General features: G+C 59.3%; 6 protein-coding genes and 2 pseudogenes. 4 read left to right on the top strand and 4 right to left on the bottom strand.

Going from position 1 to position 13,155, the window contains the following annotated elements:
- Positions 1-362: 362 nt before the first annotated feature.
- Both AC0ZWN_RS21935 and AC0ZWN_RS21930 read right to left on the bottom strand, forming a co-directional pair.
- Positions 363-962 (bottom strand): annotated as a pseudogene (locus AC0ZWN_RS21935) (methyl-accepting chemotaxis protein); the annotation flags it as partial.
- Between the two features lie 303 nt (positions 963-1,265).
- Positions 1,266-1,922, bottom strand: a pseudogene (locus AC0ZWN_RS21930) (MCP four helix bundle domain-containing protein); the annotation flags it as partial.
- 345 nt (positions 1,923-2,267) lie between these two features.
- Here AC0ZWN_RS21930 and AC0ZWN_RS21925 point away from each other — a divergent pair.
- From AC0ZWN_RS21925 to AC0ZWN_RS21915, 3 genes are all read left to right on the top strand, one after another.
- Complete coding sequence (locus AC0ZWN_RS21925; RefSeq protein ID WP_007909525.1) at positions 2,268-2,498, top strand: hypothetical protein; 231 nt, start codon at positions 2,268-2,270, stop codon at positions 2,496-2,498.
- A complete protein-coding gene (locus AC0ZWN_RS21920) occupies positions 2,495-2,797 on the top strand; it encodes a cell division protein ZapA (RefSeq protein WP_064117128.1) in 303 nt (100 codons plus the stop codon). Before AC0ZWN_RS21925 ends, AC0ZWN_RS21920 begins: the two co-directional genes overlap by 4 nt.
- A gap of 99 nt (positions 2,798-2,896) precedes the next feature.
- Complete coding sequence (locus AC0ZWN_RS21915; protein ID WP_476336471.1) at positions 2,897-4,834, top strand: methyl-accepting chemotaxis protein; 1,938 nt, start codon at positions 2,897-2,899, stop codon at positions 4,832-4,834.
- Positions 4,835-5,050: 216 nt separating this feature from the next.
- Here the strand turns inward: AC0ZWN_RS21915 and AC0ZWN_RS21910 are convergent, their stop codons facing one another.
- Both AC0ZWN_RS21910 and putA read right to left on the bottom strand, forming a co-directional pair.
- Positions 5,051-6,853, bottom strand: a complete 1,803-nt coding sequence (locus tag AC0ZWN_RS21910; RefSeq protein WP_414927371.1) for an acyl-CoA dehydrogenase — start codon at positions 6,851-6,853, stop codon at positions 5,051-5,053.
- 244 nt (positions 6,854-7,097) lie between these two features.
- Positions 7,098-11,051 carry a trifunctional transcriptional regulator/proline dehydrogenase/L-glutamate gamma-semialdehyde dehydrogenase gene (putA, locus tag AC0ZWN_RS21905; RefSeq protein ID WP_476336470.1) on the bottom strand — a complete coding sequence of 1,318 codons (3,954 nt, stop codon included), beginning with the start codon at positions 11,049-11,051 and terminating at the stop codon, positions 7,098-7,100.
- 458 nt (positions 11,052-11,509) lie between these two features.
- On the opposite strand from putA, the gene putP reads away from it, so the two are divergent.
- On the top strand, positions 11,510-12,994 hold the full coding sequence (putP, locus tag AC0ZWN_RS21900; RefSeq protein WP_093430114.1) for a sodium/proline symporter PutP: 1,485 nt from the start codon (positions 11,510-11,512) through the stop codon (positions 12,992-12,994).
- Positions 12,995-13,155 lie beyond the last annotated feature (161 nt).

The raw sequence follows: 13,155 nt of genomic DNA, 5'->3' as shown, positions 1-13,155 counted from the left end.
CGCAGTGTTTGTGCAAGGTACATCGACCTGAAAATCCTGAGTCGAACTCAGGTTTTGAAAACACGAAGATCTGCCCCCTTTCCCCTCTCCCGGGGTGAGAGGGGGACCGAGCGCGGTGTTTGTTCAAGTTGCACCGACCTGAAATTCCGAGTCGAGCGCAGGTTTTGAAAAGCATGAAGATCTGCTCCCTTTCCCCCTCTCCCGGGGTGAGAGGGGGACCGAGCGCGGTGTTTGTTCAAGTTGCACCGACCTGAAATTCCGAGTCGAGCGCAGGTTTTGAAAGGCATGAAGATCTGCTCCCTTTCCCCCTCTCCCTCTGGGAGAGGGCTGGGGTGAGGGGCTTTTGATCTTGATCTCAAAATTTACAGGCTAAACCGCCCAACCATGTTGTTCAGGTCCAGCGCCAACCGCGACAGCTCATTGCTCGCCGCACTGGTCTGATTCGCGCCTGTCGCCGATTGCACCGACAGATCACGAATATTCACCAGATTACGATCCACTTCCCGCGCCACTTGTGCCTGCTCTTCGGCGGCGCTGGCGATCACCAGGTTGCGCTCGTTGATCTCGACGATGGCGGTGTTGATGGTGTCCAGCGACATGCCGGCACCACGGGCAATGTTCAGCGTCGACTCGGCACGCTCGGTGCTGTTACGCATCGAATCCACGGCGTGTTCGGTGCCGCTCTGAATGCTGCCGATCATCCGCTCGATTTCGCTGGTCGACTGCTGAGTACGGTGCGCCAGGGCACGCACTTCATCCGCTACCACGGCAAAACCACGCCCGGCTTCACCGGCACGCGCCGCTTCAATCGCCGCGTTCAGTGCCAGCAGATTGGTTTGGTCGGCCAAGCCACGAATCACGTCGAGCACCTTGCCGATGTCACGGGATTCATTGGCCAGATCGCCGATCAGGCTGGCAGTGCTCTGTACATCGGCACTCATGCGTTCAATCGCGCTGACCGTTTCCTGGACCAGGTCACGACCGTCGCCAGCCGAAGTGGTGGCGTTCTTCGAGGCTTCGGAGGTGCTCACCGCATTGCGGGCGACTTCTTCTACGGCGCTGGTCATTTCGTTGACCGCAGTGGCCGCTTGTTCGATCTCGTTGTTCTGCTGGGTCAGGCCGCGCGCGCTTTCGTCGGTGACGCTGTTCAACTCTTCAGCCGCTGAAGCCAACTGAGTGGCCGAGCCGGAAATGCGTTGCAGGGTGTCACGCAGTTTCGATTGCATCTTCGCCATCGCTGCCAGCAGACGTCCTGCCTCGTCTTCACCGTCAACGTGGATCGGCTGGGTCAGGTTGCCTTCGGCGATGGTTTCCGCAGCGTCCAGTGCTTTGGAAATCGGCTTGGTGATGCTGACGGTCAGCAGCCAGGCGAACAGCAGGGTCAAGCCGCTGGCGATCACCAGCAGGGTGACCACCAGATCGAACGACATCGAATACTGATCTTTGGCGCCTTGATCGGTCTCGGCGATTTGCTGGGTGTTGATCTCCAGCAAGCGCGCCAGGGCGGTGTTTACCGCTTCAGAGTTGCTCAGCAGATCGCTGTTGAGCATCTGCCGCAATTCGTCGATCTGGTTGTTGCGCGACAGGGTTTTCATGCGTTCTTCGAGCTGACGGTATTGCGCCAGCAGTTGTACGTACTGATCGTACGCCGTACGTTCGTCGGGGCTTGAAATCAGCGGCTCGTAGGCACGCTGCGCCTCGGTGATCTGGCGGTTGCGCATGTCGAACAGCTCGATGGTTTTTTGCTGCACGTCCGGTTCGCGGTTGATCAGCAACCGATACGACAGCACTCGCAGGCGCAGCGTCAGTTGAGTGAATTCATCGAGGGCCTTGATCGACGGCACGCTGGCCGTCGCGATGTCCTCGCCCGCTGAGCGGATTTTGCTCATCTGGTTCAGGGCGAACACGCCCAGAATCAGCATCAGGCCGCCGATCAGGGCAAAGCCGGTAAACGCCCGTGGGGCGATATTCATATTGCGAAGGGACATGGGGCGGATACCAAGAGAGGGCCGCATCCATGCGGGCTGAGACTGCTGTATGGATGACTTATCGGTCATGCGACTAAAGTCTTGAGGCACTGTGCGTATTTGTCGCAGAAGGGCCTGGGCGACGAAGTGCAGGAACCAGATCGGCAGATCACAGTCTTTAAAACTCGCGAGAACGGTCGGCCACCAGGAAAATCAAGGCTTTGCGCCGGTTTAACCCTGGCATCCGTGATGACTTTTCTTTATCGTACGCGCCCTTTGAAAAACGCTTGGAAGATCAAAATGTTGGAAGCATCCCTCAGCCAATTGGAACAGCTCGTCAGCGACCTGGTGCAACAGAACCAGACCCTCGCGCAAACCAACCAGACCCTGTCCACGGAACTGGCTCAGGCCAAGGATGAAAACGAAAGCCTGCAACTGAACCTGATGGAGCAGGAAGAAAAGCACGGCGCCACCGCTGCACGCATTCAAGCCCTGGTTGATCGCGTCAACGCAGGTCCTGTCAGCGCATGAACCACCATACAGCAGGGGTAAAAGTCGTCTCCATTCTCGGGGAGGACTATTCGATCAAGGCACCGGCCGGGGAAGAACAGACCCTGCTGGACGCGGCCATGATGCTCAAGGCAGCGCTGGATGACACCAAGCGCAAATACCCGACATTGATCGGTGACCGTTTGCTGGTGCTGGCGGCGATGAATCTGTGCTCGCAGCAGATTGAAATGAAGAAGCAGCACAAAGAAGAACTCGACCGTTACCAAGAGCAAGTCAGCGCCACGGTCGACACCATCGCCAAGACCATCAATCAGGGTTGATGGAGGTGCGCACAACCAAAGAATAGATTGTCGACTTGGTTGTATACAATCGGCACGGCTGTTGCATTGTTTCGGCCACTTATTCTTTGGGGGTGCTCCATGCAGTTGTGGCGACGCAGTATTCAATGGCAGCTGATTCTCAGCATGGGCACCGCCCTGCTGGTCAGCATCCTGATCGTGGTTGGCATTTATACCCTGGTGGTCAACCGCCTCGCCCAGAGCTATCTGGTCGAACAAGCCCTGCCGTCGAGCATTGAAGCGACGCGCAACGATATCGAACGCATCCTTGTGCAACCGCTGACGGCGGCCAAGGATATTGCCAGCAACACGATGGTGCGCGACTGGCTCGCCTCGGGCGAAGACAGCAGCAAAACAGCGGGCTTCGCGCAGTATCTGGAAGGCATCCGCGCCGAACATAAAGCCTTCACTGCTTTGATCATCGGCACCGAATCCAATCACTACATCACCGAAAAAGGCCTGGACCGCACCCTCAGTCGTGCCAAACCGGCCGATGCCTGGTTCTATTCCTTCCTCGACAGCAACCAGCCGCGCACCCTCAATATCGACAACGACGGTGCGACCGGAGAATTGGCGCTGTTTATCGATTTGAAGGTCGAGCAGGCCGGTAAGGTGGTCGGTGTGGCCGGGCTCGGTTTGAGTATGAAAGAGCTGTCGGAGCTGATTCACAACTTCAGCTTTGGTGAGCGCGGCAAGGTCTATCTGGTGCGTTCCGACGGTTTGATCCAGGTGCATCCGGAGGCGCAGTTCAGCGGCAAACGCACCTTGAGCGAGCAGATTGGCGCCAATGCGGCGCAGTCCGTCATGGGTCAAAAAAACGCTGTCAGCAGCAGCTTCAAAAGAGACAACGAAGACTTTCTCGCCTTCAGCCTGCCTCTGCGTGATCTGGGCTGGACCTTGGTGGCCGAAGTGCCGCAATCGCAGATCTATGCCGAGGCGCGCAAAGCCATGTGGATGAGCGGCGGCATCGGCCTTGCGGTGGCGCTGGTGTGCCTGGCCTTGGTGGTGTGGCTGGCGCAAGGTCTGGTGCGGCCGATCCGCCAGGTAACAGCGGCGCTGGTAGCGATTGGTAGCGGCGGTGGAGATTTGACCCAACGGTTAGATTCCAGTCGTGCTGATGAGTTGGGTGACCTTGCCCGGGGCTTCAATCGTTTCCTCGACAGTCAGCGCGGGATGATCGCTGAGGTACTGACCACCAGCGAGCGTTTGCGCACTGCTGTGGGGCAAGTGGCGAAAGTCGTCGAGAACACCGCTGAACGTTCCGGCCGTCAGCAGGAAATGACCGACATGGTCGCAACTGCGGTTCACGAGATGGGCCTGACCGTGCAGGAGATTGCGCAGAACGCTGGTAATGCTGCGTTGGCCTCGCAAACCGCGCGAGATGAAGCGATGCAGGCGCGGGAAGTGGTCGGCGGCTCGATCAAGCATATTGAAAGCATGTCCGATGAGATTGGCGTAGCGGCGGGTGCGGTCGGCGAGCTGGCGCATCAAGTGGCGTCGATTGATTCGGTGCTGGCGGTGATTCGCGGAGTTTCCGAGCAGACCAACCTGCTGGCACTTAATGCCGCCATCGAGGCGGCGCGCGCCGGTGATATGGGGCGCGGCTTTGCAGTAGTCGCTGATGAAGTACGCACTTTGGCGCGCCGCACTCAGGCATCTACCGATGAAATTCAGCAGATGATCGGCAGCCTCAAGCAGGGCGCGGAAAACGCCGTGTCGTCGATGCGCACCGGTCAGGCCGCGACCGGGACTGGCGTTGAATCGAGTCAGCGCACCGGGGCATCGTTGACCGCGATTACTGGTCAGGTCGAGCGCATCAGTGACATGAACCATCAAGTGGCGACGGCGACGGAAGAGCAGTCGGCGGTGACGGAAGAGATCAATCGTAACGTGCAGGGGATTTCTGATTTGGCGCGGGCGACGGCTGGGGAGGTTCGGGCGTGTCGTGAGGATTGTCAGATGTTGCAGAGGTTGGCGGACGATCTGGCGCGGCAGATGGGTGGGTTCAAACTCAGCTGAGTGTTAAACCAGAAAAGCCCCTCACCCTAGCCCTCTCCCGGAGGGAGAGGGGACTGAATGTGGGATGCTTGAGAAGTACGCCGACCTGAAAGTGCTTTACCGAATCCATAATCGACACGGTTTTTCAGGCCGATGTATAGCGCCAGACACCTCGGTCGGCCCCCTCTCCCTCTGGGCGGTCCGACGTTTCGGGAGGGCTGGGGTGAGGGTTGCGCTTCAGAACCACGCATCCTGCATCGCCAGGCACGTATCATCCCGCGCTTCCAGCAACGCCAGCTCATGGTGGCAGCCCGGTACTTCCCACGTCAGGAAATACCGCGCCGCCTGCAACTTGCCCTTATAGAAGTCGGCATCCGCTGCATTCCCTTTGGCCAGCCCTTCCTCGGCTCGAATCGCCTGCTCCAGCCAGCGCCAGCCAATCACCGTGTGGCCGAACACCTTCAGGTACAGCGCCGAATTCGCCAGACTGCTATTGACCTTGCCCTGTGCCAGATCGGTCAGCAGGCCGATGGTCACCGTTTGCAGGCGAGCTACAAGTTTCTCTAAAGGCTCACGCAGTGCGGTCAGTGATTCGTATGCTGTAGCGCGTTCAGCGGTGGTGGCGATCAGTCGAATCAATTGCTTCAGTCCAGCGCCACCGTTCTGCGCCAATTTACGCCCGAGCAAGTCCAGCGACTGAATGCCGTGGGTGCCTTCGTGAATCGGATTCAAGCGGTTGTCGCGGTAATACTGCTCTACCGGATACTCGCGGGTATAACCGTGGCCACCAAGGATCTGGATCGCCAGTTCATTTGCCTTCAAGCAGAACTCCGACGGCCAGGATTTGACGATCGGCGTCAGCAGATCCAGCAACTCATGCGCCTGTTTGCGCTCGGTTTCAGATTCAAGCGTGGTGGTGTCGTCGAATAAGCGTGCGGCATACAAGCCGAGGTCAAATGCACCTTCAACGTAGGACTTTTGCGTCAACAGCATGCGTCGTACATCGGCGTGCTGAATGATCGCCACCGGCGCTGTGGTCGGATCCTTGCTGTCCGGCACCCGGCCTTGCGGGCGTTCGCGGGCGTACTCCAGCGAATACAGATAACCGGCATAACCGAGCATCACTGCGCCCATGCCGACGCCGATCCGCGCCTCGTTCATCATCTGGAACATGTAGCTCAAACCGCGATGCGGCTCACCGACCAGATAACCGACGCACTCACCGTTATCGCCGAAGTTCAGCGCCGTGGAGGTGGTGCCGCGCCAGCCCATCTTGTGGAACAGCCCGGCCAGCAGCACGTCATTGCGTGGGCCGAGGCTGCCGTCATCGTTAACCAGAAACTTCGGTACGATAAACAGCGAAATGCCTTTAACGCCCGCAGGTGCGTCCGGCAGTTTGGCCAGGACCATGTGCACGATGTTTTCCGAGAGCGGGTGATCGCCGCCGGAGATGAAGATTTTGTTGCCCTTCAGGCGATAAGTGCCGTCGGACGCCGGCTCGGCGCGCGTACGAATATCCGACAGCGATGAACCTGCATGCGGTTCGGTCAGCGCCATGGTGCCGAAGAAGCGACCATCGATCATGGGCTGCAGGAAGCGTTGTTTCTGCTCCTCAGTGCCAAAGCTCTCGATCAGGTTCGCCGCGCCCATGGTCAGGAACGGGTACGAAGTCGACGCAGCGTTGGCCGACTGAAAATGGGCGAAGCAGGCTTGGGACAGCAGCGTCGGCAGTTGCATGCCGCCAGCGTCGAAGCTGCGCGCGGCATTGAGGAATCCGGCTTCGAGGAAAGCATCCACAGCCGGTTTCACTTCAGGAATCAGAATCGCCTTACCGTCCTCGTAGCGCGGCTCGTTCTCGTCGCCCTTGCGGTTGTGCGGTGCGAAGTACTTCTCGGCAATATTGCGCGCGGTGCCAATGGCGGCGTCGAAGGTTTCGCGATTGTGCTCGGCAAAGCGCTCACGCCGGGTCAGGCCCTCGGCATCAAGGACTTCATACAGCTCGAAAGCCAGATTGCGGGAACTGAGCAGCGTCTCGGACATGGCGGCCTACCTGAAGTTGGGGTTGGGCCGAGTCTAAGGTGGGGGAATAGAGGCTGGATAGGATGATTGATGAGAGTGATGCAGAGGTGAGGGCGACACTAATCAAATGTAGGAGTGAGCCTGCTCGCGATAGCGGTCTGTCAGTCAAATAAATGTGTCTGATAGATCGCTATCGCGAGCAGGCTCACTCCTACAAGGAATTGCATTCCAGGCGACTATTGCGGTCGCCTGGATTTAGACCGGTTTAGCCGATAGTCATCAAGCTGGCATTACCCCCCGCCGCAGCGGTGTTAACACTCAACGCCCGCTCAATCACCAGGCGCTCGAGCGCAATGTTGGTCTCGCCCTGGGACAAGCCCTGAACCCCAACGATCGCACCGGCACGCTTGGCAATCTGCTGGCAAACGCCGCGCAACTGGTCGGAATGGCCGTGATGCAGAACCGCATCAAACACCACGTCGTCTTTATTCCAGTCGGCAACCAGCTTGATCCGCGCCTGAATCTCCTTCGGCAGGCGTGCGAACAAGGCCTTGCTGATGTCGGACTCCGGCCATACCGCCGAACCGCCTACCGCCAGCACCGCCGCCAGTTGCGTCAGCAAATCACCTTCAACCTCGGCCAGGCACAACACGTGCTCACGCGGCAGGATCGCGTAGCTGTTTTTCTCACCGGTCGGGCCGGCCAGCACGCGGGTGATGCCGCTCTGCGATTGCGCAGCGTACTGCACGCATAGAGTGCTCAGGTCGGCAAACTTGTTGCTGTCGGCCCAGGCTTTCAGCGCGGTCAGCGGTTTGCTCATGGCGTCGCGCAGACGAACGTCCGGTGCCACGGCAGCATCACCGCGAGCGAAGGATTGTTCGATGGCATCAGTAGGGCGCGTCGACAGCAAGCGGTACAAGTACAGCGGGCCACCGGCTTTCGGACCGGTACCCGACAAGCCTTCGCCGCCGAATGGCTGCACGCCGACCACAGCGCCAACGATGTTGCGGTTGACGTAGACGTTACCGGCGTTGACGTTGTCGATCACCTTGGCGATGGTCTCGTCGATGCGCGTGTGCACGCCCAGCGTCAGGCCATAACCGGAAGCGTTGATCTGGCCGATCAGTTGATCGATCTCTTTGCGCTTGTAGCGAACCACGTGCAGCACCGGGCCGAAGATCTCGCGTTGCAGTTCGTCGAAGCTTTCCAGTTCGATCAGGGTCGGCATGACGAAGGTGCCGCGTTTGACTTCTTCGGTGTCGGCAATCGCCACTTGGTAGACGTTGCGACCTTTGTCGCGCATGCCCTGGATGTGCTTGTCGATGCCCGCCTTGGCTTCGGCGTCGATCACCGGGCCGATGTCCACGGACAGGCGCTCTGGGTTGCCGAGACGGCTTTCCGCCATGGCACCTTTGAGCATCTCGATGACGCGATCGGCGGAATCTTCCTGCAGGCACAGTACGCGCAGCGCCGAGCAACGCTGACCGGCGCTGTCGAAGGCCGACGAAACTACGTCGATCACGACTTGTTCGGTCAGAGCCGAGGAGTCGACGATCATCGCGTTCTGGCCACCGGTTTCGGCGATCAGCGGAATCGGACGGCCCTGGTTGTCGAGGCGACCGGCAATGTTGCGTTGCAGCAGGCGCGCGACTTCGGTGGAACCGGTGAACATCACGCCTTTGACGCGCTCATCGCCGACCAGACCGGCGCCGACGGTTTCACCGCGACCCGGCAGCAGTTGCAGCACGCCTTCCGGGATGCCGGCCTCAAGCATCAGGCGAACAGCCTGAGCCGCCACCAGTGGGGTTTGTTCGGCCGGTTTGGCCAGTACCGGGTTACCGGCAGCCAGTGCAGCAGCGACCTGGCCGCTGAAGATTGCCAGCGGGAAGTTCCACGGGCTGATGCACACCACCGGACCCAGTGGGCGGTGGGCGTCATTACTGAAATCGTTGCGAGCCTGCACCGCGTAATAACGCAGGAAGTCGACCGCTTCGCGGACTTCGGCGATGGCGTTGGCGTAGGTCTTGCCGGCTTCACGAGCCAACAGGCCCATCAGTGGCTGAATCTCGCCTTCCATCAAGTCAGCGGCACGTTCCAGAATCGCCGCACGTTCGGCCGGCGGGGTAGCCTGCCAGATCGGTGCGGCGTTCAGTGCGCATTGGATGGCGTTGTCGACGTCTTCAACCGTGGCTTCTTGAACATGACCGACCACATCACGGTGATCAGCCGGGTTCAGAACCGCTGCCGGCGTTTCGTTGCTGGAAGCGCAACCGAGCATCGGCGCGGCTTTCCAGTCATTGTGCGCAGTGGCGAGCAAGGCGCAGGACAATGAGGCCAGACGATGTTCGTTGGCCATGTCGATGCCGCTGGAGTTGGCACGCTCGGCACCATACAGATCACGCGGCAGCGGAATGCGCGGGTGCGGCAGGCCGAAACCACCTTCCACGGTCGCCATCTGCTCGATCTGCGCCACCGGATCGGCCACCAGTTCCTGAATCGAAATCGACTGGTCGGCGATGCGGTTGACGAACGAGGTGTTCGCGCCGTTTTCCAGCAAGCGACGTACGAGGTACGCCAGAAGGGTTTCGTGAGTACCGACCGGAGCGTACACGCGGCACGGACGGTTCAGCTTGCCTTCGGAAACCTTGCCTACAACTTGTTCGTAGAGCGGTTCGCCCATGCCATGCAGGCATTGGAATTCGTACTGGCCCGGGTAATAGTTCTGACCGGCAATGTGATAAATGGCCGACAGGGTGTGGGCGTTGTGCGTGGCGAACTGCGGGTAGATGACTTCCGGCACCGACAGCAGTTTGCGTGCGCAAGCGATGTAGGAAACGTCGGTGTACACCTTGCGGGTGTAGACCGGATAGCCTTCCAGGCCTTCGACCTGGGCGCGCTTGATTTCGCTGTCCCAGTACGCGCCTTTTACCAGGCGGATCATCAGGCGATGACGGCTGCGACGGGCCAGATCGATCACGTAGTCGATCACGTACGGGCAACGCTTCTGGTAAGCCTGGATGACGAAACCGATGCCGTTCCAGCCGGTCAGTTGCGGCTCGAAGCACAGGCGCTCAAGCAGATCCAGCGACAGTTCGAGACGGTCGGCTTCTTCGGCGTCGATGTTCAGGCCGATGTCGTATTGCTTGGCCAGCAAGGTCAGCGACAGCAGGCGCGGGTACAGCTCGTCCATCACACGCTCGTACTGTGCACGGCTGTAACGCGGGTGCAGTGCCGACAACTTGATGGAGATGCCCGGGCCTTCATAAATCCCACGGCCGTGGGACGCTTTGCCGATCGAGTGAATGGCTTGTTCGTACGACGCCAGGTACTTCTGCGCGTCGTGTTCGGTGAGGGCCGCTTCACCGAGCATGTCGTAGGAATAACGGAAGCCCTTGGCTTCGAACTTGCTCGCGTTGGCCAAGGCTTCGGCGATGGTTTCGCCGGTGACGAACTGCTCGCCCATCAGGCGCATGGCCATGTCGACGCCCTTGCGGATCATCGGCTCGCCGCTCTTGCCGATGATGCGGCTCAAGGACGACGTCAGGCCAGCTTCGTTGTGGGTGGACACCAGTTTGCCGGTCAACAGCAGGCCCCAAGTGGCGGCGTTGACGAACAGCGACGGGCTGTTGCCCAAATGCGGATGCCAGTTGCCGGTGCTGATCTTGTCGCGGATCAGTGCGTCGCGAGTGCCTTTGTCCGGGATACGCAGCAGCGCTTCGGCCAGACACATCAGCGCTACGCCTTCCTGGGACGACAGGGAAAATTCCTGCAGCAGACCCTGAACAATGCCTGCACGACCGCCGGCACTTTTCTGGTTACGCAGTTTTTCCGCGATGGAAGCGGCGAGTTTGTTGGTGGCTTCTGCCATCGGCGCTGGCAGGCGAGCCTGCTCGATCAGCATCGGCACCACTTCCGGCTCAGGGCGACGGTAAGCGGCAGTGATCGAAGCACGCAGTACGGATTGCGGCAGGATGCTTTCGGCGAATTCAAGGAAGCACTGGTGGGCGTGATCGGTGTGCACTTCGCCCGCCTCATCGGCGTCCTTGGCGGTCAAACCGTTCAGCTCGGTCAGGGTTGCACCACCCTCGAGTTTTTCCAGGTAATTGAAAATTGCCTGCTTGATCAGCCAGTGCGGCGTGCGATCAATCGAGGTTGCGGCGGCCTTCAGGCGTTCGCGGGTCGGGTCATCGAGTTTGACCCCAAGGGTGGTGGTAGCCATATTTTTATCCTCATGGTTGCCACAGTTGCGTGGCATCAGCTGGCGGCAAGATTAGCCGTGCGCCGAAAGAGGTGCAACCGGGTGCAACCCTTTTTTTGTCGGAATAATAGGCAACTCGTCAGGAATTATTTTCTGGTACGAAAGTGCTGCTCCTGCTTGGTGCTTTTGCTTCTAGCAAAGGGCCATGACTGCCACAAAAGGGAGCAAAAACGGGGTGATTGTCGATAAATCCGACTGGGTGCAACTTATTCTCACGAAACTGGTTGCACCTTATTTGATTTGTTGCATAGCATTCGCGCCCTAGGTGCAACCGGGAATAACCCGGTGTACCGGCTGATGGCTTTCCTGGGGAAACATCAGTCCTAAATGCGCGGGATCCCGGATCGTCTGCCAAACGTCGTCGTTTGCGAGCGGTTCACTACCGCCGCTACATAAAAACAAAGCCAGGGCGTAACTCAATGAGCGTAAGCAATCCAACCCTGATCACGTTCGTGATCTACATCGCAGCAATGGTGCTGATTGGCTTGATGGCCTATCGCTCCACCAACAACCTTTCTGACTATATCCTCGGCGGTCGAAGCCTCGGTAGCGTCGTCACCGCACTGTCGGCCGGTGCTTCCGATATGAGCGGCTGGTTGTTGATGGGCCTGCCGGGCGCCATCTATATGTCCGGTCTGTCTGAAAGCTGGATCGCCATCGGTCTGGTCATCGGTGCCTACCTCAACTGGCTGTTCGTTGCCGGCCGTCTGCGCGTGCAGACCGAGCACAACGGCGACGCCCTGACCCTGCCGGACTACTTCGCCAGCCGTTTTGAAGACAAAAGCGGCCTGCTGCGGATCATCTCGGCGATCGTGATTCTGGTGTTCTTCACCATCTACTGCGCTTCCGGCATTGTGGCCGGTGCCCGTCTGTTCGAAAGCACCTTCGGCATGTCCTACGAGACCGCGCTGTGGGCCGGTGCTGCGGCGACAATTGCCTACACCTTTATCGGCGGTTTCCTGGCAGTGAGCTGGACCGACACCGTACAAGCCACCCTGATGATTTTCGCGCTGATCCTTACGCCAATCATCGTGCTGCTGGCCACCGGTGGTGTCGACACCACGTTCCTGGCCATCGAAGCGCAAGATCCAAGCAACTTCGACATGCTCAAAGGCACCACTTTCATCGGCATCATCTCGCTGATGGGCTGGGGTCTGGGCTACTTCGGTCAGCCGCACATCCTCGCGCGTTTCATGGCGGCGGATTCGGTGAAATCGATCGCTAAGGCGCGTCGCATCTCCATGACCTGGATGATCCTGTGCCTGGGTGGCACCGTGGCGGTGGGCTTCTTCGGTATCGCGTATTTCTCGGCACACCCGGAAGTGGCCGGTCCCGTGACCGAGAACCCTGAGCGCGTGTTCATCGAACTGGCGAAGATCCTCTTCAATCCGTGGGTGGCCGGTGTCCTGCTGTCGGCGATTCTGGCTGCCGTCATGAGCACCCTGAGCTGCCAGTTACTGGTGTGCTCGAGCGCCCTGACTGAAGATTTCTATAAAGCCTTCCTGCGCAAATCCGCCTCCCAGGTTGAGCTGGTCTGGGTCGGCCGCGCCATGGTGCTGTTGGTGGCACTGATCGCGATCGCCTTGGCGGCCAACCCGGAAAACCGCGTACTGGGTCTGGTGTCCTACGCTTGGGCCGGTTTCGGTGCTGCGTTCGGTCCGGTTGTGCTGATCTCGGTTATCTGGAAAGGCATGACTCGCGACGGCGCACTGGCCGGTATTCTGGTCGGCGCGATCACCGTGGTGGTCTGGAAGCATTTCGAACTGCTGGGTCTGTACGAAATCATCCCGGGCTTCATCTTCGCCAGCCTGGCCATCTACATCGTCAGCAAGATGGGCGAGCCGACCAGAGGCATGGTGCAGCGCTTCGACGCGGCGGAAAAAGATTTCCACTTGAACAAGTGATTGTTCTGAGCTGAGGCTCACCGGAAAACGGCCCGTTTCCTATAGGAGGCGGGCCGTTTTTTTGTGCCTGTAATTTCTCTGATTCACCGCGATCCCCTGTAGGAGTGAGCCTGCTCGCGATAGCGGTTCATCAGTAACGAAAATGTTGACTGTCACACTGC

This window comes from Pseudomonas sp. 3B-A001-10F (assembly GCF_056313565.1).
The sequence above is the reverse complement of the archived record's forward strand: the minus strand, read 5'-3'. Positions and strand labels throughout refer to the sequence as shown.

Bases quoted from the DNA above. Each gene is read 5' to 3' on its own strand.
- AC0ZWN_RS21925 (WP_007909525.1), top strand. From the start codon at position 2,268: ATGTTGGAAGCATCCCTCAGCCAATTGGAACAGCTCGTCAGCGACCTG.
- AC0ZWN_RS21920 (WP_064117128.1), top strand. From the start codon at position 2,495: ATGAACCACCATACAGCAGGGGTAAAAGTCGTCTCCATTCTCGGGGAG.
- AC0ZWN_RS21915 (WP_476336471.1), top strand. From the start codon at position 2,897: ATGCAGTTGTGGCGACGCAGTATTCAATGGCAGCTGATTCTCAGCATG.
- AC0ZWN_RS21910 (WP_414927371.1), bottom strand. From the start codon at position 6,853: ATGTCCGAGACGCTGCTCAGTTCCCGCAATCTGGCTTTCGAGCTGTAT.
- putA (WP_476336470.1), bottom strand. From the start codon at position 11,051: ATGGCTACCACCACCCTTGGGGTCAAACTCGATGACCCGACCCGCGAA.
- putP (WP_093430114.1), top strand. From the start codon at position 11,510: ATGAGCGTAAGCAATCCAACCCTGATCACGTTCGTGATCTACATCGCA.